Origin of the sequence: Thermosphaera aggregans, assembly GCF_014962245.1 — an archaeon.
GTDB lineage: Archaea > Thermoproteota > Thermoprotei_A > Sulfolobales > Desulfurococcaceae > Thermosphaera > Thermosphaera chiliense.
Map to the genome: position 1 here is coordinate 212,914 of NZ_CP063144.1, position 20,669 is coordinate 233,582.

24 protein-coding genes and 2 tRNA genes are annotated in these 20,669 nt (G+C 52.9%); 15 read left to right on the plus strand and 11 right to left on the minus strand.

The annotated features are described in order from the left end of the window. Positions 1-17: 17 nt before the first annotated feature. Entirely contained in the window at positions 18-623 is a 606-nt protein-coding gene (locus IMZ38_RS01230; protein ID WP_193436387.1) for a nitroreductase family protein, read from the minus strand. 136 nt (positions 624-759) lie between these two features. On the opposite strand from IMZ38_RS01230, the gene psmB (IMZ38_RS01235) reads away from it, so the two are divergent. Further along, positions 760-1,368 (plus strand): archaeal proteasome endopeptidase complex subunit beta, encoded by a 609-nt coding sequence (psmB, locus tag IMZ38_RS01235; RefSeq protein ID WP_193436388.1) that lies wholly within the window; start codon positions 760-762, stop codon positions 1,366-1,368. Positions 1,369-1,422: 54 nt separating this feature from the next. Further along, a tRNA-Arg gene (locus IMZ38_RS01240) sits at positions 1,423-1,497 on the plus strand. Positions 1,498-1,714: 217 nt separating this feature from the next. On the opposite strand, the gene IMZ38_RS01245 is transcribed toward IMZ38_RS01240, so the two are convergent. Then, complete coding sequence (locus tag IMZ38_RS01245) at positions 1,715-3,055, minus strand: OFA family MFS transporter (RefSeq protein WP_193436389.1); 1,341 nt, start codon at positions 3,053-3,055, stop codon at positions 1,715-1,717. 74 nt (positions 3,056-3,129) lie between these two features. Here IMZ38_RS01245 and IMZ38_RS01250 point away from each other — a divergent pair, with 74 nt between their 5' ends. Then, positions 3,130-3,987 (plus strand): SDH family Clp fold serine proteinase, encoded by an 858-nt coding sequence (locus tag IMZ38_RS01250; RefSeq protein ID WP_193436390.1) that lies wholly within the window; start codon positions 3,130-3,132, stop codon positions 3,985-3,987. 125 nt (positions 3,988-4,112) lie between these two features. Here IMZ38_RS01250 and IMZ38_RS01255 read toward each other — a convergent pair whose 3' ends face one another. Further along, entirely contained in the window at positions 4,113-4,487 is a 375-nt protein-coding gene (locus IMZ38_RS01255) for a hypothetical protein (protein WP_193436391.1), read from the minus strand. Positions 4,488-4,739: 252 nt separating this feature from the next. Here IMZ38_RS01255 and IMZ38_RS01260 point away from each other — a divergent pair, with 252 nt between their 5' ends. Then, positions 4,740-5,348 carry a TFIIB-type zinc ribbon-containing protein gene (locus IMZ38_RS01260; RefSeq protein WP_193436392.1) on the plus strand — a complete coding sequence of 203 codons (609 nt, stop codon included), beginning with the start codon at positions 4,740-4,742 and terminating at the stop codon, positions 5,346-5,348. A 40-nt stretch (positions 5,349-5,388) separates the two neighbouring features. Further along, the gene (locus IMZ38_RS01265; RefSeq protein ID WP_193436393.1) at positions 5,389-6,396 is read left to right on the plus strand and encodes an NOG1 family protein; all 1,008 of its coding nucleotides are present in this window, start codon (positions 5,389-5,391) and stop codon (positions 6,394-6,396) included. On the opposite strand, the gene rtcA is transcribed toward IMZ38_RS01265, so the two are convergent. The 4 genes from rtcA to psmB (IMZ38_RS01285) all read right to left on the minus strand — a co-directional run bounded on the left by rtcA (position 6,371) and on the right by psmB (IMZ38_RS01285) (position 10,643). After that, a complete protein-coding gene (gene rtcA / locus IMZ38_RS01270; protein ID WP_193436394.1) occupies positions 6,371-7,444 on the minus strand; it encodes an RNA 3'-terminal phosphate cyclase in 1,074 nt (357 codons plus the stop codon). The two genes, IMZ38_RS01265 and rtcA, sit on opposite strands and share 26 nt — an antisense overlap. Beyond that, positions 7,431-7,952 (minus strand): nicotinamide-nucleotide adenylyltransferase, encoded by a 522-nt coding sequence (locus tag IMZ38_RS01275; RefSeq protein ID WP_193436395.1) that lies wholly within the window; start codon positions 7,950-7,952, stop codon positions 7,431-7,433. Before IMZ38_RS01275 ends, rtcA begins: the two co-directional genes overlap by 14 nt. A 15-nt stretch (positions 7,953-7,967) precedes the next feature. Next, positions 7,968-9,923, minus strand: a complete 1,956-nt coding sequence (locus tag IMZ38_RS01280; RefSeq protein WP_193436396.1) for a beta-CASP ribonuclease aCPSF1 — start codon at positions 9,921-9,923, stop codon at positions 7,968-7,970. Between the two features lie 99 nt (positions 9,924-10,022). Next, a complete protein-coding gene (gene psmB / locus IMZ38_RS01285; RefSeq protein WP_193436397.1) occupies positions 10,023-10,643 on the minus strand; it encodes an archaeal proteasome endopeptidase complex subunit beta in 621 nt (206 codons plus the stop codon). Between the two features lie 78 nt (positions 10,644-10,721). On the opposite strand from psmB (IMZ38_RS01285), the gene IMZ38_RS01290 reads away from it, so the two are divergent. Continuing rightward, positions 10,722-11,768, plus strand: coding sequence for an NAD(P)-dependent glycerol-1-phosphate dehydrogenase (locus IMZ38_RS01290; protein WP_193436398.1), 1,047 nt, complete (start codon positions 10,722-10,724; stop codon positions 11,766-11,768). Here the strand turns inward: IMZ38_RS01290 and IMZ38_RS01295 are convergent. Beyond that, positions 11,765-12,472: an FKBP-type peptidyl-prolyl cis-trans isomerase gene (locus IMZ38_RS01295; RefSeq protein ID WP_193436399.1), complete on the minus strand. Its 708-nt coding sequence runs from the start codon at positions 12,470-12,472 to the stop codon at positions 11,765-11,767. The genes IMZ38_RS01290 and IMZ38_RS01295 overlap by 4 nt on opposite strands. A 76-nt stretch (positions 12,473-12,548) precedes the next feature. Further along, positions 12,549-13,034 (minus strand): DUF1947 domain-containing protein, encoded by a 486-nt coding sequence (locus IMZ38_RS01300; protein ID WP_193436400.1) that lies wholly within the window; start codon positions 13,032-13,034, stop codon positions 12,549-12,551. A 101-nt stretch (positions 13,035-13,135) separates the two neighbouring features. Here IMZ38_RS01300 and IMZ38_RS01305 point away from each other — a divergent pair, with 101 nt between their 5' ends. The 3 genes from IMZ38_RS01305 to dnaG all read left to right on the plus strand — a co-directional run bounded on the left by IMZ38_RS01305 (position 13,136) and on the right by dnaG (position 14,899). After that, positions 13,136-13,366, plus strand: coding sequence for an LSM domain-containing protein (locus tag IMZ38_RS01305; protein ID WP_193436401.1), 231 nt, complete (start codon positions 13,136-13,138; stop codon positions 13,364-13,366). 10 nt (positions 13,367-13,376) lie between these two features. Beyond that, the gene (locus IMZ38_RS01310) at positions 13,377-13,565 is read left to right on the plus strand and encodes a 50S ribosomal protein L37e (RefSeq protein ID WP_193436402.1); all 189 of its coding nucleotides are present in this window, start codon (positions 13,377-13,379) and stop codon (positions 13,563-13,565) included. A gap of 80 nt (positions 13,566-13,645) precedes the next feature. Continuing rightward, a complete protein-coding gene (gene dnaG / locus IMZ38_RS01315) occupies positions 13,646-14,899 on the plus strand; it encodes a DNA primase DnaG (protein WP_193436403.1) in 1,254 nt (417 codons plus the stop codon). Between the two features lie 195 nt (positions 14,900-15,094). Here the strand turns inward: dnaG and IMZ38_RS01320 are convergent, their stop codons facing one another. Further along, a complete protein-coding gene (locus IMZ38_RS01320) occupies positions 15,095-15,598 on the minus strand; it encodes a hypothetical protein (RefSeq protein ID WP_193436404.1) in 504 nt (167 codons plus the stop codon). Positions 15,599-15,609: 11 nt separating this feature from the next. After that, on the minus strand, positions 15,610-15,813 hold the full coding sequence (locus IMZ38_RS01325) for a 30S ribosomal protein S17e (RefSeq protein WP_193436405.1): 204 nt from the start codon (positions 15,811-15,813) through the stop codon (positions 15,610-15,612). Between the two features lie 158 nt (positions 15,814-15,971). Here IMZ38_RS01325 and IMZ38_RS01330 point away from each other — a divergent pair, with 158 nt between their 5' ends. The 6 genes from IMZ38_RS01330 (at position 15,972) to IMZ38_RS01355 (ending at position 20,643) form a co-directional block, all read left to right on the plus strand. Next, positions 15,972-16,277 (plus strand): DNA-directed RNA polymerase subunit M, encoded by a 306-nt coding sequence (locus IMZ38_RS01330; protein WP_319637046.1) that lies wholly within the window; start codon positions 15,972-15,974, stop codon positions 16,275-16,277. A 169-nt stretch (positions 16,278-16,446) separates the two neighbouring features. After that, on the plus strand, positions 16,447-18,255 hold the full coding sequence (locus tag IMZ38_RS01335; protein ID WP_193436406.1) for a ribosome biogenesis/translation initiation ATPase RLI: 1,809 nt from the start codon (positions 16,447-16,449) through the stop codon (positions 18,253-18,255). A gap of 87 nt (positions 18,256-18,342) precedes the next feature. After that, positions 18,343-19,488, plus strand: coding sequence for a fructose-1,6-bisphosphate aldolase/phosphatase (gene fbp / locus IMZ38_RS01340; protein ID WP_193436407.1), 1,146 nt, complete (start codon positions 18,343-18,345; stop codon positions 19,486-19,488). A 47-nt stretch (positions 19,489-19,535) separates the two neighbouring features. Further along, a complete protein-coding gene (gene tpiA, locus IMZ38_RS01345) occupies positions 19,536-20,243 on the plus strand; it encodes a triose-phosphate isomerase (protein WP_193436408.1) in 708 nt (235 codons plus the stop codon). A 47-nt stretch (positions 20,244-20,290) separates the two neighbouring features. After that, a tRNA-Thr gene (locus tag IMZ38_RS01350) sits at positions 20,291-20,393 on the plus strand. Positions 20,394-20,454: 61 nt separating this feature from the next. Next, complete coding sequence (locus IMZ38_RS01355) at positions 20,455-20,643, plus strand: YHS domain-containing protein (protein WP_193436409.1); 189 nt, start codon at positions 20,455-20,457, stop codon at positions 20,641-20,643. The last annotated feature ends 26 nt before the right edge of the window (positions 20,644-20,669 follow it).

Sequence of the window (20,669 nt, forward strand, 5' to 3'; positions counted from 1 at the left end):
TCCGCCTACACTGCCTCCTAAATAATCTTGGAAACCTGTTCAACCGGCTTCCTCGGCCGCGACGCGGTTTTCTCAGCCGGGTACCCCAACGCTATTATGGCTGAGAGCTCGCATTTCTCAGGAGGCGTTAACACCTTGTCAAACTCCTCCCTCATGAAGACTGGGACACCTATCCACACGCTTCCCAGCCCCATGCTCCAGGCAGCTATGATCAGGTTTTCCACGGCGGCTGACAAGGATTGAACAGCCATCAGCCTCTCATACTCGAAGTATTCGTCCCTGAAGATCCTCTCCCGGAGGTCCAAGTAGGCTGCTACGTAGAGGGGGGCAGCGTACATCCCCTGGTCAATCCTGCTCATCCATTTAGCCACAGCCCCGGGGCTGTACGGCTTCAGCAACACGCTGGTAGCGTAGTGCTCGTGCGCCTTTCTCAAAAGCCTGTGAATCTCCCTCCTCTTCTCCTCCGAAACCACTGCCATGAAAAACCACTGCTCAGCACCCTGGGCGGTTGGAGCCCTCACCGCTGCCTCCAGGAGCCTGCGCACAGTCTCCTCAGGGATAGGGTCTGGCCTAAACCATCTCACGCTGCAACGCGTGTTGATAACATCTAGGCATTGAGACATGGCTACAACCAGGGATAGTATTGTTTGAACAAGCTAATATGTGCTCGCAGACCACCCGCTAAAGGCTTAGAACTGGTCTGGGATATGTATAAATTCCTTGTTAAAAATATATTGGTTGAGAAGAAGGTGCGTGTTCATGAGCATGTTGCCTGGCACAGCCATAGGTGTTAAGACAAGGGAAGGCGTTGTCCTAGCCAGTGAGAAAAGGCTTACATACGACGGGTTCGTGCTGAGCAGGAGCGTTAAAAAAGTCTACGCGATAACCCCGCACGTAGGCGTAGGGTTCGCGGGGTTGATGGGTGATGTGAACATTTTGAAGAGAATGCTCGAGATGGAGGCTAAGTACTACGAGCTCCAGCACGGCAGGGAGATCAGGGTTAAAGGACTGGCTAAGATGCTGTCCGTAATACTCTACAGCTACAAGCTCGCCCCAATGCTCACGGAGATCGTTGTCGGAGGATACGATGACAGCGGCCCACAGCTCTACATCCTCGACCCTGTCGGCAGCTTGATCGAGGAGAAGTACGCAGCACTGGGCTCCGGCGCCCAGCTAGCGCTCGGATACATCGAGCCGAAGTACACTCCTGACATAAGCCTCGAGGAAGCTGAGAAGCTCGTTGTCGAAGCCGTTAAAACAGTGATAGAGAGGGATGTTCTCTCAGGAGACGGCGTGGACATATTGAAGATAACTGCTAAAGGACCCGAGGAGAAAACCATCCTCTTCAAAAACACGCTCACACAGTAGAACACCTTGTAAAACAGTTTTTAACACCGGGGAAAACATTAAAACACGTTAAAAGGGCCCGTTGCCTAGCCTGGATAGGGCGCCGGCCTGCGGAGCCGGAGGACCCGGGTTCAAATCCCGGCGGGCCCGCCTCCTCCAAGTACTCAGCATGGGGAAGGTTTGAGTTAAGTGGTCAATGGCTTGGAATAGGTGAGGCTTTAAGGCCCAGCATAATTGCGAATACAATGATAGGCAATGATGGCTAGGATCAACGAGGCAATCTAAACGATGCTCCGAGGGAATACTCCTATGCGGGGAAGTCTTCACTGTTAAGGATTTCATTTTATTAAAAAACGGTTAGCCTGCTTCACTGCAGGTAGAGAGCTAGACGCTTCTTCAAGTAAAGGTTTACCAGTCCTCCCGCCACGCTGAGAATGCTTGATATTATTAAGGCGAGCTCGTAGCCTCCTGTTGAATCCACGATATAGCTGCCTAGTGACGGGAAGAGCAGGCCGCTCAGCCCCCAGCCGATGAAGATGAGGGAGTAGTTTTCCGAGAGGTGTTTTAAGCCGAAGAAGTCGCCTGTTGCAGCAGGGAACAGGGCGAGGCCGGAGCCGTAGAAGAAGCCTAGTGCTGCAACCATGAAGAAGAAGAGCCATGGAATGCTTGCCAACGGGGTTGAAAGCGCGTAGAACACTAAGCCCTGTGCTGTGAAGAACGCTGTCATCGTCAAGGGTCTTCCAAACCTTCCAAGCTTGTCGGAGACCCAGCCCGCGGGAGGCCTCCCCAGCGCGTTCATCACTGAGAAAATGCTGACAGCGAGGGGAGGGCTGGGTATGTTGTTTAGCGCGGCGAGATTCGCCATATGCCCTATCAACATGAGCCCGGGGCCTGCTGTAAGCATGAAGCTAGCCCAGAGCAGCCAGAAATCAGGTGTTTTAAGAGCCTCGCCGGGCTTATAGTCTCTCTTAGGGATTACCGCTCTCTTCTTCGCGAACCTGCTGAAGTAGTTGACAAGCTCCTGCGGGGGATCACGCACCACCATGGCGGCTGGAACCCCGATCGTGAAGGAGATCAAGCCCACCGCGGCAAATGTTAGGCCAACCCCCATGAGCTCTATCAGCAAGGCCTTGAGAGGCGCGAACGCGAGGGCGCTGCCGCCGTAGCCGAGTATTACAACACCCGTGGCGAAGCCGGCCTTGTCGGGATACCACTTCCTAGCTAGAGCCACTATCGGCACGTAGCCCATGCCGTTGCCAAGCCCCACGACCACCCCGTAGGTTGTTGCAAGCCATAAGGGGGTTGAAACCACCTCCACGAGCGATGACAGTAGAAGCCCGCCCCCGGTTAAAACCATGCTGAGCAGGGCTGGAACCCTAATGTTCCCCTTCCTAGCGTAGAGCCTGCCGCCTATAATGCTTGAGAAGGCGAAGGTTGCGATAAGGATTGAGAATGGTAGTGAAGCCCAGAAGGTGCTCCCCCATAGGCTGGCAAGCGGTGCCACGTACACGCTGTAGGCGTAAGAATTGCCCAGGACTGATGTGACCGCGACGCTTGCGGCTAGAACTTTTAACCCACCACTCCTATTAAGACTAGCCCCATTCATCAACAAATTTCCAAACCCGTTGAAAATTTGATGAAGCAAGGCGATAATAAGCTTGACCCGTCGGCCGCCCACGGCCCCAGGGTTTTCATCAATCTCCTCCACGCGAGCCCGCTACGAGATCAAGCATATTATCCCGGCATTCACTAGTAATATACGTGAAATTAGGGTGCCTTGGAATGTTTGACCCCGTGAGCCTGTTATTCTTCCTACTGCTCCTTTACATGGCTGTTCACCCGCAGCTCCAGCTGAGGTCGCTAGCCAATGCCAGGTTGAAGCTGATCAGGGAGATAGAGAGGAGGTATGGCTGGAGAGTCATCACCATGATACACAGGCAGGAGAAAATAGGGTTCCTGGGCTTCCCAGTGTACAGGTATATCGACATAGAGGATTCGGAGGCCGTGATCAGGGCGATCAGGAGCACTCCTCCGGATCAGCCAATAGCTTTAATACTTCACACGCCGGGAGGGCTGGTCCTGGCGGCCTCGCAGATCGCGATGGCGCTTAAGAAGCATCCTGGGAGGAAAGTAGTGATCGTGCCGCACTACGCCATGAGCGGGGGGACGCTGATAGCTTTAGCCGCGGACGAGATCGTGATGGACCCGGACGCCGTCCTGGGGCCGCTTGACCCTCAGATACCCGTGGGCAACATGGTTTACCCTGCCCCAAGCCTCGTGAAGATAGCTAAGCTGAAAGGCAGGGATGCGAGGGATGACATCCTAGTGCTGGCTGATGTCGCCGAGAAAGCTATCAAGGAGATACAGGGCTTCATTGTTAAACTGCTGGAGGATAAGCTGGGGGTTGAGAAGGCTCGTGAAGTAGCCAGGGCTTTAACAGAGGGAAGGTACACGCACGACTACCCTATAACCGTGGAGGAGGCGAGAAGTCTTGGGCTGAACGTAAGCGTTAAAGTCCCCCTGGAAGTCTACGCGTTAATGAGCCTGTACCCGCAAGCTATTCAGCAGAGGCCCGGGGTTGAATACCTGCCGCGGCCGCCGGTGCCATTCTATCAGAAGGAGCGGAGGGAAGGAGGCTAGCCACTTTTCATCGGGAGAAGCCTTTTCCACGGGTTCCTCACCTCTTTTCTAAAAACACTGTAACATACTATGCTTTAACCTTCCACGCAAGCTGGTGCTTGGATGGGGGACGGGTGCTGGGGGATTCACCATTTGAACACGTAGGCGTACAGGATGAATGATACTATTGAGAGCACTGTGAAGAGTATTATAGCTTGAGTAATGATCGCCCTCCTGCTGAGCGGCGTGGGGGACGATACCAACTGCCTAAGCCATTTCTTATCGGCTTCCCTGGCCTTCTCATTAAGTATTTCCAGGAGCTTCCCTCTCAGATCCTCAGGGATTGAGCTCAGGGGAGCCTCCTTTAATCTCCCGGCTTCATCTAGCACGTATAGTATGGGACCATGGGTTAACCTCCTGCTCAGCCGCTTAGCAAACCTTATGTTTTCTATAGTGAAAACCAGTGTTATTACGAAAGCCTGTGTAACCGCCATCACTGCTTTAAAGACCAACTCCTCCACGAGCACCACCCCCTATTATAATGTATTCTGGGTCAAGCCTTTTTCTCCTTTCAACCATGCTACCGCTGCTGCGTAAGCCCTGCCAGCGCGCACGCTTCTTGCACATCATGATAGTGTGCAACGCTAGCTCCGAACCCGCGTGAGGCTCCTGGCTGGGAGCATGCGTCTCCTCCTGGGATAGAATTACTTTCGCCCTACTCTCCCTATCTATTTGGATGTTTCACCTAAGAGAAATAATGGAGTTGCGTATACATGACGCGTTCAACCTGCCCTGTCTGCGGCAACCCCCTGGTATGGGATTACAGGGATGGCTTCGTAGTCTGCAGCGGCTGCGGGCTCGTGGTCGAGAACATTATCGAGGAGGCTCACGTAGGCTTCGAGGAAGAGGAGCCGCAGCCCAGGAGGAGGCGGCCTGTGAAAAGGATTGTTTCAGAGAACTACTCGGTTAACATGAGGCTTTACAGGATGGCTGAGAAGAGGGTGAGGAATAAGCCGTGGCTCACAGTAGACTACGATGCCGTCTTGTCCTCGAAGAGATTTGTGAAAACCATCATGTCTAAAGCCTCGATGGAGGCTGTTGAGAACATTGAGGCGAACGGGTACTGGGATGATGTGAGGAATGGCTTGAAACTCATAGAGGAGTTGAACCCCGCGCTCCTCTCCAGGAGCGAGAGAGGTAAGTACGCGCTAGCGTACATGCTCTCCGTCAGGGTGAGGACGGGGAAGACCCCGGGGCCTGAGGATGTTGCAAGAGTCTTCAACATCAGCGGGACAAACTACCGGAGGCTCTACAATATTGTTAAAAACCTCGCTCCCAGGATACAGCCTCCCCAAGCCCATAAGCAGGCGTTAACCCATTAGCCTTTAAGAAGCTTTAAACATTCCTACACTAAGGGTTTGGTTGAAGCCGGAGGATTTTAGGAGGAGCATTATTCACGAGCCGGGCGAGTTCCTAGCCATCCTTGAGCGGAGGCTAAAATCCGCTGGCTCCTCGGGAAGGGTTAGCGCCAGGGCAAGGCTTCTTGAAAAGCTTTCAACATGCTACCAGCTGGTTGACGGCGAGCTCTCCAAGGCTGAAGCATTCCTTAGAAAGGTGATAGAGATTGGAGGATTCCACGCTGAGCTCTTCAAGCTTGAAGCAAGCGTTGAACCCGGGGAGGTGTTGAAGAGGATTAAGGCTTTGAGGAGGGCGGCTGTCGACATATATGCTTCTTCGAGAAGCGGGCTCAAGGCTTCCGAGGGGGAGGTTGCTGCGAGGGAGGTTTTCAGAGCCGGGGTTGGAAGGCTTGTATCAATCTACAAGAGGAATAGGAGGATCCTGTCAACGGTGAGGAAGACAGCCATAGAGTTCTCAAGGATGCCGGATGTGGAGGGTGATTTAAGAGTTATCATAGCCGGAATGCCCCAGGCTGGTAAGTCAACCCTTATATCAAGGCTCACCAACGCGAAGCCTGAGATAGGCTTCTACCCTTTCACAACCAAGAACATTATCGCAGGGCACTTGGCGGTGGAGCCTTACGGGAGGATCGTGTTGATTGACACGCCGGGGATTCTCGACAGGCCTATGAGCGAGAGAAACCCTGTGGAGCACAGGGCGGTCCTAGCCGTGAAGCACTTGGCTGATGCCCTCCTCTTCCTCATCGACCCGTCCCCTGGGAAATACTACAGTCTAGACGAGCAGTTGAATGTTTACAGGACTGTTCAAGGCATGCTCCAGGGTAAACCGTTGATGATAGTTTTGAACAAGGCGGATGCAACACCCCCGGGCGAGCTGGAGGAGGCTCGTGAAAGAGTGCGGAGGGAGACAGGGGCTGAGCCCCTGGTTGTCTCCGCTTTAACAGGTTTAAACCTGGATGCTTTGAAAAACTGGCTTGTAGGATTGCTTAAGGCTGGAACCCAGGGCTTTTAACCTCGACAATGCCTGGGCCGTCTGCAACTCCTTCAACCCTTGCTTCAGCACCGGGGAAGAAGAGCCTGGATATTTCGAGAGCAGTGGTGAGGTGTGAGGTTATTCTCGCAACCCCTATCCTGCTAACCCCTTGAGCAAGGAAGAGGTAGGGGATTAGCATATCCCCCATGTGCCTGTCGAAAGCCATCCCTGTCTCATAATCCTCGGCCAGCTTCCTGAAAGCCTCCTCCCCCACCTTCTCAGCCGGCTTACCCTTCTCGCCGAGAGCATCCCCTCCAAGCCTGACCCAGGGCTCTGCTTCAACATAGGCTAGCACCCCGCTCCCCGGCCCCAGGTGGGTGTCGCTCTCAGGCGGCGGGGCATCCACCACTACCTCGGGCTTAACCCCGAGCACTCTCTCAATGAGGCTTGCCGCTGTGGAGGCCTGCCTCTCCGCGACATGTCTTGGAAGCCTGACGGAGTGGCTGACCACGACGGCTTTCAAAAGCCTTCCCCGCTTGACAAGGCTTAAGGGTTTCAAAGGCTTCGCAACCGGCTTGACACGGAGCTCCACGGCTCCCCCTCCCCTCGGGTAGTGGCCGCGCTTCAGAAGCCTCACCGATGCTTCAACCCCCATGGGCTTCAGGTTGTGCGTGAAAACCAGGGACATGTAGTCAACCGGGGGGCTCCAGGGCACGTCTGTGCCTCCTTTAACAGTAACCGCTGACTCCCCGGGCGAGTAAAGGAGGACTGGGAGTATTGCCTGGATAACGAGCGACACGCTCCCCGCTGTCCCAACGTCAATGCTCAGGGAGCCGTGAACCCTCCTCCTCGGCTTGAACAAGACCTCCATGCTACCTGGGGAGGCACCCTTAACCTCCGCTCCTGAAACCTCGGCGAGAGCTCTCACGGCTGCGAGGTGCTGGGGCCTGAGGCCTGGATTATCCCTTTTAGCCCTTATGTTGAACACTCTAACAGGCTTCAACGTGAGCGCTGACAGAGCTAGCGAGTACCTTAAAACCTGCCCCCCACCCTCGCCTAGGCTACCGTCAACCTCAATATACTCCACTGGAGCACACCTTTCGAACCCTTTCCACGCCGTTTACAGAGTCAATGTACTCGGCTATGATGTCTGGGACAAGGCTCCTCCACTCACCGCCCTCGAGCATTACGCTCCTAATCCTCGACCCGTTATACCTGTACGGCTCGTGGAGTTTGAGCTCTATTGTTTTCAAACCAGCCCACTTGTAAATATACAGGACGTGAGGGTTGCCTGAGGCAACAGCCTCAACCCTTGGAGCCATTGCCAAGACATGGGTGGTCCACGCCAAGGGCATCCTTATATCCGGGACCGGTATGAGCCAAACCCTGTTCCTGAGCCCGTCGCGCCTGAGGAGAGCGTCTATCATCTCAAGCCTCTCGCCAGCTGTGAAAGGGTTCTGGCATGTGAAACCCTCCTGCGCGCTCCCAACCGCTAACACTGCTTCATCATATTCTTCGAGAAGGCTTCTGAGAGCACTGTAGTGCCCGTTGTGGAATGGCTGGAACCTGCCGGGCATTAAAACCCTCCTAACCATGCCGCACCGCCCCTGCTATGATGTGAGGTGGATGGTGTCAAGGTTGGAGGGGGTGTAGATTTCTGGGAGAGAAGTGTAGCCTGTTCCCGGAGCCAGCAGCGCCCTGCGCAGGAGCTTGGCCAAGGTGTCGATCGCAGAGGGCTCCCCGTGGTTGAGGATTATCTTCTTAGGCTTGGGCTTAATGCTTTGAGCATACCTCACCAGCTCAGCCTGGTCGCTGTGCCCGCTGAAGCCGTCGATGCTGTATACTTCAAGCTCTACCTTGACTGCTTCAACCTTGTTCTCAACAACCATTGTCAACTCCCTCATCCCATCCTTAATCTTCCTGCCCAGGGTCCCCTCGGCCTGGTAGCCTACGAAGACGAGGCTGTTCCTAGGGTCGTTGGCCAGGAGTTTGAGGTAGTCGACGGCTGGCCCGCCGGTGAGCATGCCGCTCGTAGCTATTATCACGGAGGGCCGGTCCTCAACGATGTCGGGTCTTGCAACGCCTGATTCAAGGATTTTGAGCCAGTCAGCCGTGAACGGGTTCTCACCCCTGTATATAGCCTCCCTAATGCTCCTGCTCAAGTACTCGGGGTACTGTGTGTGGATGGCTGTAACCTCGTTCACAAGTCCTTCAACGTAGACGTTGAGCTTGGGTATTGAACCATTCTTCATGGCCTCGTTCAATATCAGTATTATCTCCTGACCCCTGCCCACGGCGAAAACAGGTATCAGCACGATTCCCTGGCGCTCAACAGTCCTCTTAACAATGTTGACAAGCTCAGCCTCTGCTTCAAGCCTGTTCTGCTGCCTCGCAGCCCCGTACGTGGACTCCATGATAAGGGTTTCCACCCTCGGAAACTCCGTGTTAGCCCTGTCGAGAAGCCTTGTGGAAGCATACTTGAAGTCGCCGGTGTAGACGATGTTGTGAAGCCCCATTCCAACGTGGAGGTGGACTATGGCTGAGCCGAGTATGTGGCCCGCGTTGTACATTGTCAGCTTGACATCAGGGGCTACGTCGGTGACCTCGTCGTACTCTACGGTGATTGTGTGGAGTATCATCGTGGTTAAATCCTTCTCGGTGAAAGGCAGGTATCTCCCAGACCTTCTCGAAACCTCTATTAAATCCTTAAGCATGACTATCATTAACTCCCTGGTAGGCTTGGTAACGTACAGCGGGCCCCTGTAGCCGTACTTGTAGAGCAGGGGTACGAGGCCGACGTGGTCGAGGTGGGAGTGCGTGACTATTATCCCGTCAAGCTCCTCAAGCTTTAACGAGTCTACATCTATGTATGGGAATGCCTTGAACGGGTCGTCCATAACGCCCGTGTTAATCCCCATGTCTAGGAGCAGCCTGCTCTCCCGTGTCTCAACCAGTATTGAGGATCGGCCAACCTCCCTGAACCCTCCCAGCGCGGTTATCCTCACATAGTTGTTCTTGAAAACAACGTCCCTGTGGATCCTGTCGCCAAGCCTTCTGAGGAATTCAAGCCTGTACTCGCTCTGCTTCAAAGTCCCTGCTACAACCTCTCTGAGCACCTTGGACTCGAGAGGGCTAGCCCTCATCGGCACTGCTCTCCAACCAGTCTCCGCGAGGATCCTGTGTCTTACGTAGTTACCCCTCCCCACTATCAGACCCGGCTTCTCAACCTTAACCCAGACCTCGCCGCTGGTCTCGTCGAAGTATATGCCGTTAGGGTCGAGACCAGCCTCCTTGGGAGCTATCTCAAGGATTTTCTTCTTAGCCTCGTCAACAGGCAGTCTCGACTCTGTTGAAACCCTTATGACAACCCTCTTCCTAACTTTCTTCGCAATATTCTGCGCTAGATCCAGGTGCTCGCTAATAGCCTTCCTGTTCCTCACGTAGACAACTATTGAGGGTCCTTCAAACTCTATATTGGATAGCTCGAGCTCCGGCGGTATCTCCTGCACAATGCTACCGAGTAGTGCAAGCTTATTCCTGTTCAACACTGACTTATCAATTTTCACAATCCATCCCTTTTCTCCAAGGTTTAAACGGGTTAGAAAACTACTGCGTGTCTTCAGCGATGAAAAACATATTAAAACATACTTATAAGTGTTTCCAAGCTAAACCGTTGCATATGTTTTCTTAAACAGCCTTGTCTCCTCGGAAATCCCTTCAGGACCTATCACCACTATGTCAACCCCTTCACCGGTGAAGCTATCCCTCATTATTGCTGAGGAAACAGCTTTGAAAGCAAGCTCCTTAGCCTCCTCCAGCGTCAACCCCTCCCTATACCCTTGCTCCAGGACTCCGAAGGCAACGGGGGAGCCGCTGCCGGTTGACATGTACTTTTCTCTTGAAACACTCCCGTAGAGATCCATGTAGTATAGCTTAGGCCCTTCGTCGTCAACACCTCCTAGGAGGAGCTGAACAATGAAGGGTGAGAACCTTAGGTATGCTGAAAGTATGAGGGAAATCCTGCTGGCTAAGGCGTCAATGCTTATCCGCTTCCCCATTTTAAGCTCGTAATCCTTCGCAACATACTTAGCGTTCTCAACCAGGAACTGCGCGTCCGCGACAAGCCCTGATATAGTCATGGCGGCGTAAGGGGTTATCTCCAATATCTTCCTAACCCTTTTATGATAGACCATAGGCCCTGCTGTAGCCCTCTTGTCAGCAGCGAGCACAACGTACTTTCCAGCCACCAGTCCAACTGTCGTGGTCTTAGAAGCAGTCTTCTCCATGCCGCACCGCCTGTTCTTTTAAATTCTCAAATTATTAACCAGGCTTAAATATATGATTCGTATGCTGGAGGATGTGTTTTGCAGAGTGTTCACGAGATAACACTCCCGTTGAAAGTCATCGTCGGCCACAGGGTTGTCGAGAAGGTTTCCGAGATACTTCCCCCTTCTGTTAGAAAGGTTGGAATAGTGACAGGGGAGTTGACCTACGAGGTTGCTGGGAGAAGGGTTGAGGAGGCTCTCAGCCCTGAGAGAAAGGTTGTTGTCTGGAAGACTCCTAACGCTATGGTTGACAGCGCGGTGGCTTTAGCGGGGAGGGCCCGGGAGGAAGGGGTTGAAGCAGTGGTCGGCGTGGGCGGTGGGAAGGCTATTGACGTGGCAAAGTATGTTGCGAAGGAAACAGGCTCCTTAATGATAAGCATCCCGACCACGCCAAGCCATGACGGGATAGCAAGCCCTTTCGCCAGCTTAAAGGGAACCGGGAAGCCCACCAGCATCTACACTAAAACACCCTACGCGGTAATAGCGGATGTTGAAATCATTGCTAAAGCCCCTAGGAGGCTTATAATGGCAGGGTTCGGCGACCTGGTCGGCAAGCTGGTGGCTGTTAAGGACTGGGCTCTCGCGCACAGGTTGAAGGGAGAGTACTACGGCGACTACGCTGCCCAGCTAGCATTGATGAGCGCTAAGCACGTGCTCAAATACCATGAGCTGATCGCGAGCGGGAGCGTGGAAGGGGTTAGAATACTGGTGGAAGCCCTCGTGAGCAGCGGGGTAGCCATGTGCATAGCCGGGTCAAGCCGCCCCGCCAGCGGGAGCGAGCACTTGTTCAGCCACGCCCTGGATATTGTAGCGCCCGGCAGAGCGCTCCACGGGGAGCAGATAGCTCTTGGAACAATAATGATGCTCTACCTTCACGGCGACTCATCGTGGAGAAGGGTTAGAAGGATCTTGAGGAAAGTGGGGCTTCCGACAAGCGCTCGTGAAATAGGGATTGAGCCTGAGAAGATTGTTGAAGCCTTGACGATCGCTCACACGATAAGGCCTGAAAGATACACGATACTTGGTGAAAATGGTTTAACGCGAGAGGCTGCTTACAGGCTGGCCAGGGAAACCGGGGTCATCTAACCGGTTTGAGCCTGGGTTTTCGACAAGGTTTCCTGGAACACTAGTTTTTCAACAGCATCCTTGAACATGTCGAAGATGTCTGTCGCCAGCGATATCTTGGAGTAGTTCAGCTCCCTCCTCGACAAGTACTTCCCGGGGATGCTTACAACCAGCTTCTTCTCCGCCTCCTCATAGGCTACGTCTATGTCGCTGCCGGCGATGTTGAGGTGTCTTGAAGCAAGGGCTTTAACCTTCTCTTTGAACTCTTCAAGCTTCCCCACGACCTTAACCTTGTAGACAAGGGTTCTCCCAGCCAGCGGGTGGTTGAAATCAACTACCACCCTGCCGCCGCTTATGCTTTTAACAACGCCCTTAACCCCTCCAACCTCGACAACATCCCCCACGTTAACACTGTACCCTCTTCTCTGAAACTCCTTCAGGCTGAAGGTTCTAACCTTCCCCGAGTCCCTCTCGCCGAAGGCTTTCTCAGGAGGTACTTCAACCTCCTTCTCCTCGTTAACCTCCATCTTCATAAGCTCCTGCTCAACAACCTCGTTCATCCAGCCCCTGCCCAGGACTACGAGTGTTGGGCCGTAGAGCCTGTCAGCCTCGTATATGTTCTCCTTCTTAGCCAGCTCCTCGTCCGTGGTGTCTAGGAGGGTCCCGGTTTCCTTAACCCTAATACTGTACTCGACGAGTATGAAGTCACCCTGGTTGAACACCATGGTTAACACCCTTCCCGTTTAATCCAGGTTTTCAACCTATATTTAGACATGTTTTAAATGTTAACGGTTGAAGAGGTCAGGGGCCATGCCTCCATATTTCATCGTTGAAGTAGTGAATGTTCTCAACAACCTTACCCTTCTTGAGCTCCCCCTTGACTATGGGGTCTGAGGGGGTTAGTGCTCTGCCAACAGCGAAGGGTCTGCGGGACTCGAGCTCGCAGATCACTACGATATCTCCCTCCTTGAAAACTCCTTCAACACTCTTTATCCCGGGAGCCATCAGGTCCGCGCCCCTGAGCAAGGCCTCCATTGCCCCTTTATCCACGTAAACCTTTGGAAGCCTGAGGGCTTGAAGGTTTTTCAGGATGAATCTTAAATGAGGTATCCACTTATCCCTGAGCTTGACGAATGCTGCTTCACCGTTTACAAGTATTTTCTCACCGTTCTCATCCTGATAATACTCCACCAGCCCTTCATCCTCAATCCTTAAATCACCAATGTAGGAGAGCTCCTCGGCGAGCCTTCTCCGCTCCTTCTTCGAGAGAGTATGCCTCTTAGCCATTACCAACCACGTTGAGCCTGTTGATCGCTAAGTATTTAAGGATACCTAGTATTTTAAACTTCATGTAGATTCATTAAGCATTAACGTTAGAGGTGCTGGTTTTGAGCGAGACAGCGCATAAAATGCTCGAGGAGAACATTGGGAACATAGTTTTAATCAAGATAAAGGATGATATAACGCTCCGCGGAAAGCTGAGGAGCTATGATCAACACTTGAACATAGTGCTCGACGATGTCGAGGAAATAGGGGAGGGCGGGTCCAGCAGGAAGCTGGGCACTGTTGTGATAAGAGGAGACACCGTGGTCTTCATATCCCCTATAACCGAGCAGTGAGGTGGTTTAGGTGACCAAGGGTACGAGCAGCATGGGGAGGAGGAGCCGCGGTAAAACCCATATCAGGTGTAGAAGATGCGGCAGGCACAGCTTCAACGTCTCCAAGGGATACTGCGCGGCATGCGGCTACGGGCGGAGCAGGAGGATTAGAAGGTACGCGTGGGCTAATAAAAAGGTTAACAGGGTTAGGGTTGTATAGGTTTTTAACCAGGCATTCTGCGAGGATGCAGTGCTTATTATACGGGTTTTCAAATCCTTATAATAGACAATGGTGGTTTAATGAGCAAGTATCTGATAAGGGCTAAGATAGAGATCGACGGGGTTGTCGAGAAGCACGACATTGTCGGCGCAATATTCGGGCAGACCGAGGGATTGCTTGGCGACCAGTTCGACCTCCGCCAGCTACAGGACAAGGGCAGGATAGGGAGGATACAGGTTAACACTAAGATACAGGGTAGTAAGACGATTGGCGAGATCCTGATACCGAGCAACCTTGACAGGGTTGAGACAGCCCTCCTAGCCGCGCTCATAGAGAGCGTTGACAAGGTAGGGCCTTACGACGCCAGCTTGAAAGTGGTCGACATAGTCGACCTGAGGCTGGAGAAGATTAAGAAGATAATGGAGAGGGCTGAGGAAATACTTAGAAAGTGGAGCAAGGAGAAGGCTCCCGACGTCAGGGAGATCATTAAGAGCATTCAGGAAATGCTTAAAGCACCCGAGCCGATAAGCTACGGCCCAGACGAGCTTCCAGCAGGGCCGGATGTCGAGAAGGCTGACACGATCATACTGGTTGAGGGCAGGGCTGACGTTATAAACCTTCTAAGATACGGGATAAACAACGTGATAGCCATAGGCGGGGCTAGAAAGGTTCCTGAAACCCTTAAGAAGCTGGCTGAGACGAAGAAGATCCTGCTGTTCGTGGACGGGGACCACGGAGGAGACCTTATTCTCAAAGAGGTTTTGAGAAACCTGAAGGTAGACTTCGTGGCAAGAGCGCCTGCTGGCAGGGAGGTTGAGGAGTTAACGGGGAGGGAGGTTGAGGAGGCTTTATCCAAGAGCATGAGCGTGTTCGACTACCTCAGCAACCTGGTGAAGCAGGGGAGTAAGGAGGCGCAACACCTCCTGCAGATACAGCAGAAGCTGCACAAGCTCCCCGTTGAGGCTAAACCGGTAGAGGTGAAGGAGGAGGCGCCGCCGCAGCCGCCTCCGCAGCCTGTTGAGAAGGAGGAAGCGATTGTGATCCCGGGGAAGCTTGCCGAGGATGCTAAGGGTTTAGTCGGGACTCTTGAAGCCGTCCTGTACGATCAGAACTGGAATCCTTTGAAGAAAATCCCTGTTAGAGACCTTGTCAACGAGCTAGCGAGCGCTCAGCCCGGCAGCGTTCACGGCGTACTACTAGATGGTATCCTAACCCAGAGGCTGATAAACACAGCGGCCGAGAAGAATGTTAAAGTCCTCGTGGGCGCTAGGCTGGGGAAGGTTGAGGAGAAGCCACGGGACATAGTTCTTTTAACCTTCAACGAGCTCTCCTGAAGCACTCCCCCACTCCTTGTTCAACCGGGCTCAGCCTTCAGGGATATAGTTTAAATACCGGGTTCCAACCAATTTAAAACAAGGAGTAACTAACGAGGTGCAGGGCTTGGTCTGGTTCGAGGAGGAATGGGAAGAGGAGTGGTGGGAAGAGGAAGAGGAATGGGAGGAAGAGTGGGAAGAAGAGGAGTGGTAGGGCTATATCAGTGACAGTAAACTACTAATGTTTTTTACAAGAACAGCCCGGGATTCCTCGTCAATGTTTTGAACATAATCCTTGAAAACCTCGCACCCTGTTTTGTCGAAGCCTTCACCACCTATCGAGAACAGCAGGTAGTGGCTGCTCTCGGAATACCTCGCCCTTAGATCGCTGAGCAGGCTGCTGATCTGGGAGTGACCTGTTGCCAGCAGGAGTAGGAGAAGCCCCTGATTCCTGAATCTTGAAAGCTCGCTCCTGTAGAGCTCGTAGTGAATACCTGCCTGGACAAGCTGGAGAGGGGTTTTAAACATTGAGAGCGGGAGAATAGCCGCGGGCTTATCCGGGGTGAGACCCCTGAGCCCCAGCTCCTTCTCGAAATCCTCATGCTGCTTGACACACTTGTAAGCGAACAGCTTCACCACTAGTTTGTTAAACCTTATGAGAAGGCATTCCCCGCCGGGCTCTACTGAGAAAACAGTGTCGGAATCGGCTGGTGTCTGCAAGAACAGGCCTCTCAAGCCTTAGCCTTCTTCTCCCTGACAGCAACCAGGTGGGTTACATAGCCTGCTATCAGGTTCCTAACCTTCTTCGACTGAGTCTCCACCAGCCTGGAGACCAGGGCCTTGTTCTGTTCAAAATCCCTTGTAAACATATCCGGGTACTTCTCAAGCAGCTCCCTGGCGGTTCTCTTAACGACACGGATCCTTATCTTCCCCATAAGCATCACCGTTTAGCAGTCATCACATACCATATTGTAAGCGGGTTTTTAAAATATTACAATCCCGGGAGCCCTGAGGGGCTGGCTCGCGAGGCTTCCTCGACTAGAAACCTTTATAATACGGTTATTATACACTATTATAAAAGTCGTAGAAGAACGTGGTGAAACACGTGGTTAAATTCTGCCCTAGATGCGGCGGCCCCATGATGCCTACCAGGAAGGATGGAGAAGTCTTCTTCAAATGCAGCAAGTGCGGCTACGAGGTCAAAGCTGCTAAGAAAGACCTTGAGAAGTACGGGATGAAATACCAGGTTGAATCCAGCAAGAGGGTTGTAACGGCTAAGGCAACGGAGAGTAAGGCCTCCGGGCTAACACCTGAGGAGAGGGAGATGCTGCAGGAGTACTACGAGATATTCCTCGAAGAGTTTGCTGCGGAGGAAGGTGAAAGCGGGGAGAGTGACTAAATCAGTCACTCATACTCCTCATCGCTCAAGGCTCAGAGCCGTCACCATTCTTCATCAGTTATAAAATGGTTTTCAAATCCTATTATAATTGTCCAGCACGGGATTGCCTGCTTTCAAATTGATCCTGCCCGGGTAGAGAGCAGCGCTGGTTGAGGAGAGGGGGTAGTGGTTGACGAGGCTTGCAGTGGTTGACAGGGATTACTGTAAACCGGATAAGTGCAGCCTTGAGTGTATAAGGTTCTGCCCTGTGAACAGGACGAGGAAGGTTAAGGCTATAGATTTAAGCGAGGACAGGAGCCACTCCGTCATATTCGAGGATAAGTGCATAGGCTGTGGAATATGCGTTAAGAAATGCCCGTTCAACGCAATATCCATCGTCAACGTTCCCGATGAGCTGGAGAAGCAGCTTGTCCACAGGTACGGGGAGAACATGTTCAAGCTGTACGGCCTCCCCGTGCCGAAAACCGGCGGCGTGCTGGGGATTATCGGGAAGAACGGCGCCGGGAAGACGACGAGCATTAAGATATTGTCAGGGCAGTTGAAGCCTAATCTTGGAGACTACTCCAGCGACCCAGACTGGGACAGGGTTGTTAAAGCCTTCAAGGGGAGCGAGCTGCAGACATACTTCTCCCGCATAGCCAATAACGAGTTGAAGAGTGTTGTGAAACCCCAGTATATTGAAGCTGCTAGGCGCGTGCTCAAGGGGAGTGTTGGAGACCTGTTATCCAAGGCTGATGAGAGAGGCTTGTTCAAGGACGTTGTGGATAAGCTGAACCTGAAAAACCTTCTCGATAGAAGCGTGTCAGAGCTGAGCGGCGGGGAGTTGCAGAAGTTCCTCGTGGCAGCCGTCCTGTTGAAGAATGCTGACGCATACTTCTTCGACGAGCCCTGCAGCTACCTCGACGTGAGGGAGAGGGTTAGGGTTGCAGACGCTATCAGGGAGTTCACCAACCCCTCTAAAAACTACGTGGTGGTTGTCGAGCACGACCTCATGATCCTCGACTACATCAGCGACAACATCGTGGTAATATACGGTGAGCCAGGGGTTTACGGGATAGCGTCGAAACCCTACGGTGTTAGAGCAGGGATAAACCACTACTTGAACGGCTACCTTCCCGCTGAGAACATGAGGATCCGGCCTGAAGCAGTAAGGTTCAGGATACAGGTTGCTGAGAAACGCTTCGAGGAGTCGGAATACCCGGTGGTTAAATGGGAGAGGATGATACACCAGTATCCTTCATCAGGCTTCAAGCTCGTGGTTGAGGAGGGTGAGGCATACCCTGGCGAGGTCCTCGGCATCCTCGGGCCTAACGGTGTTGGCAAGTCAACATTCATCAAGCTGTTGAGCGGGGAGCTGAAGCCTGTTGAAGGAAGCGTGCTAATATCCGTTGAGAAGGTGAGCGTTAAACCCCAGGAGCTGTCCCCGAAGATCTTCGCGGAGGAAACAGTTTCTCAGGCCCTGAGGAACGCTTCCACGGAAGCACTCAACCCTGCTTCCTGGCTCTACAACGAGCTTGTGAGGAAGCTGAGGCTGAACAGGATGCTGGATAGGAGGATTGAAGAGCTCAGCGGTGGCGAGCTGCAGAAGGTTGCTGTAGCCGTCTCCCTGGCAAGGGATGCTGACCTCTACCTTTTAGACGAGCCCTCCGCATACCTTGACGTTGAGGAAAGAATTGTTGTTGCAAGAGTTATCAGGAGGATTATTGAGGAGAAGAAGAAGACTGCCGTGGTGGTTGAGCACGACCTAATGCTTCAAAACTACATAAGCGATAAGATAGTGGTTTTCACGGGCAAGCCCTCCGTCGAGGGATACGCTAGCAGGACTCTCAGCATAAGGGAGGGCTTCAACACTCTTCTAATGAATCTTTCAATAACCGTTAGAAAAGACAGTGAGACAGGCCGTCCCAGGATAAACAAGCCTGGGTCAGTGCTTGATAGGGAGCAGAAAGCTCGCGGTGAGTACTACATCCCAGATTGATTTAAACAAACGTTTAAAAATCTCCGTTAACCCGGGAATACATGTTTATTAATCCTTGCAACTAATACTTTAAAATATGGTGTAATTATGGGAGAGAAAATCACCTTATCTATTATAAAAGCAGATGTTGGAAGCATTGCTGGACACCACATGCCTCACCCAGACCAGTTGGCTGCTGCAACGAAGATCCTGGCGGAGGCTAAGCAGAAGGATATTATAATAGACTTCTACGTAACACATGTAGGCGACGACATCCAGTTGATAATGACCCATAGGAAAGGAGTTGACCACCCGGACATCCACGGCTTAGCATGGGAGGCTTTCAAATCAGCCACGAAGGTTGCCAGGGAGCTGAAGCTCTACGCTGCCGGGCAGGACCTGTTGAGCGAGGCCTTCTCTGGGAACGTGAGGGGAATGGGCCCCGGCGTGGCCGAGCTCGAGATGGAGGAGAGGGAGGCTGAGCCCGTTATAACATTCCACGCTGACAAGACCGAGCCCGGAGCCTTCAACATGCCTATTTACAGGATTTTCGCAGACCCGTTCAACACTGCTGGGCTGGTAATAGACCCTAAGATGCACGATGGCTTCATATTCGAAGTATACGATGTGTTCGAGGGCAGGAGTGTCTTGATGAAAACGCCCGAGGAATCATACGACGTCCTAGCCTTGATAGGAACCCCTGGCAGGTATATTGTGAGAAGGGTTTACAGGAAATCCGACAACCTGCTCGCAGCCGTGGTCAGCGTTGAAAGGCTCAACCTGACAGCCGGGAGATATGTTGGGAAGGATGACCCTGTAGCGATTGTGAGAGCCCAGCACGGGCTCCCCGCAGTGGGGGAGATACTGGAGCCCTTCAGCTTCCCACACCTGGTTGCAGGGTGGATGAGAGGGTCTCACCACGGCCCATTAATGCCTGTGCCAATGAGGTATGCGAAGGTTACAAGGTTCGACGGGCCTCCGAGAATAATTGCTCTAGGATGGAATATTTCAAGAGGCAGGCTGATAGGTCCAGTAGACCTGTTCGACGACGTAGCCTTCGACGAGACGAGGAGGCTTGCGGAAACCATTGCCGAGTACATGAGGAGGCACGGCCCCTTCATGCCTCACAGGCTCGGGCCAGAGGAGATGGAGTACACCACGCTGCCGTCAGTGCTGGAGAAGTTGAAGGATAGGTTTGTGAAAACCGAGGAGGCTAAGGTAGTTAAGAAGCACAGCGACCTGCTCTCACACTAGTCTTTTTCCCCTCTTAACAACCACATGCTCTACACAAGGGCTAATATATGAGGGTGTCTGGCTTGAAGCCTATAATAGCTGTAAACTACAAGGCATACCACCCCCACAGCTTCGGCGAGAACGCTCTGCGAATAGCAAGGGATGCGAGAAGGGTTTGGGAGGAAACCGGTGTTGAGATTATTCTAGCACCCCCGTTCACCGAGATACACCGTGTCCTGAAAGAGGTTGAGGGGTCAGGGGTTAAGGTTTTCGCGCAGCACGCAGACCCTGTTGAGCCAGGGGCTGTAACAGGCTACATACCGGTTGAAGGGTTGAAGGAGGCTGGGGTTCAAGGAGTAATATTAAACCACAGCGAGCACAGGCTTAAGATTGCTGACATAAACATGCTGATAGCCAAGGCTAGGAGGCTCGGATTGAAAACCCTTGCCTGCGCAGACGTGCCTGAAACCGGTGCCGCTATAGCGTTGCTGAAGCCTGATATGATAGCTGTCGAACCCCCCGAGCTAATAGGCACAGGGGTAAGCGTGAGCAAGGCCAAGCCCGAGGTGATAACCAACAGCGTGTCAATGATCAGGAGCGTTAACAAGGAGGTTTTAATCCTGACAGGAGCAGGCATAACCACAGGGGAGGACGTATACCAGGCAATCAAGCTGGGAACAATCGGTGTTCTCGTAGCATCAGGCATCGTGAAGGCTAAAGACCCCTACAGCGTCATGAAGGATATGGCTCTCAACGCGTTGAAAGCCCTCGCCTAACCATACTTTAACATTTTATAAACACCTTCTCCCTAAACCATTATAGAGCCGCCGTAGCTCAGCCCGGTGGAGCGCCGGCCTCGTAACGGCTGATCAACACCGGAGTCGCTGGACAGCCGGTGGACGCGGGTTCAAATCCCGCCGGCGGCTCTACAGTGCTCACGAGCGTGGAGGGGTTCGGGTTTATTAATAACTTTGTTATAATTGATACATGGTGGTTTATTTGAGCCAGAAGCAGGTAGACCCTGTGTGCGGAATGAGCGTCGACCCCGGGAGCGCGCGGTTTAAAACAGTGTACAAGGGGAAGATATACTACTTCTGTAGCAGGAGATGTCTCGAAGAGTTTGAGAAAAACCCTGAGCACTACCTCACCCACGGCCCCAGCGGCATGCCCGAGTAGCGGTTAAAGCCTTCCTCTAGCAGGCT

Excerpts from the sequence above, each read along its gene's own strand:
- dnaG (WP_193436403.1), top strand. The coding sequence starts at position 13,646 with ATGAGCAAGTATCTGATAAGGGCTAAGATAGAGATCGACGGGGTTGTC.
- fbp (WP_193436407.1), top strand. The coding sequence starts at position 18,343 with ATGGGAGAGAAAATCACCTTATCTATTATAAAAGCAGATGTTGGAAGC.
- IMZ38_RS01230 (WP_193436387.1), bottom strand. The coding sequence starts at position 623 with ATGTCTCAATGCCTAGATGTTATCAACACGCGTTGCAGCGTGAGATGG.
- IMZ38_RS01250 (WP_193436390.1), top strand. The coding sequence starts at position 3,130 with ATGTTTGACCCCGTGAGCCTGTTATTCTTCCTACTGCTCCTTTACATG.
- IMZ38_RS01355 (WP_193436409.1), top strand. The coding sequence starts at position 20,455 with ATGGTGGTTTATTTGAGCCAGAAGCAGGTAGACCCTGTGTGCGGAATG.
- tpiA (WP_193436408.1), top strand. The coding sequence starts at position 19,536 with ATGAGGGTGTCTGGCTTGAAGCCTATAATAGCTGTAAACTACAAGGCA.
- IMZ38_RS01300 (WP_193436400.1), bottom strand. The coding sequence starts at position 13,034 with ATGGCTAAGAGGCATACTCTCTCGAAGAAGGAGCGGAGAAGGCTCGCC.
- IMZ38_RS01275 (WP_193436395.1), bottom strand. The coding sequence starts at position 7,952 with ATGGTTAGGAGGGTTTTAATGCCCGGCAGGTTCCAGCCATTCCACAAC.
- psmB (WP_193436397.1), bottom strand. The coding sequence starts at position 10,643 with ATGGAGAAGACTGCTTCTAAGACCACGACAGTTGGACTGGTGGCTGGA.
- IMZ38_RS01260 (WP_193436392.1), top strand. The coding sequence starts at position 4,740 with ATGACGCGTTCAACCTGCCCTGTCTGCGGCAACCCCCTGGTATGGGAT.
- IMZ38_RS01325 (WP_193436405.1), bottom strand. The coding sequence starts at position 15,813 with ATGGGGAAGATAAGGATCCGTGTCGTTAAGAGAACCGCCAGGGAGCTG.
- IMZ38_RS01295 (WP_193436399.1), bottom strand. The coding sequence starts at position 12,472 with ATGGTGTTCAACCAGGGTGACTTCATACTCGTCGAGTACAGTATTAGG.
- psmB (WP_193436388.1), top strand. The coding sequence starts at position 760 with ATGAGCATGTTGCCTGGCACAGCCATAGGTGTTAAGACAAGGGAAGGC.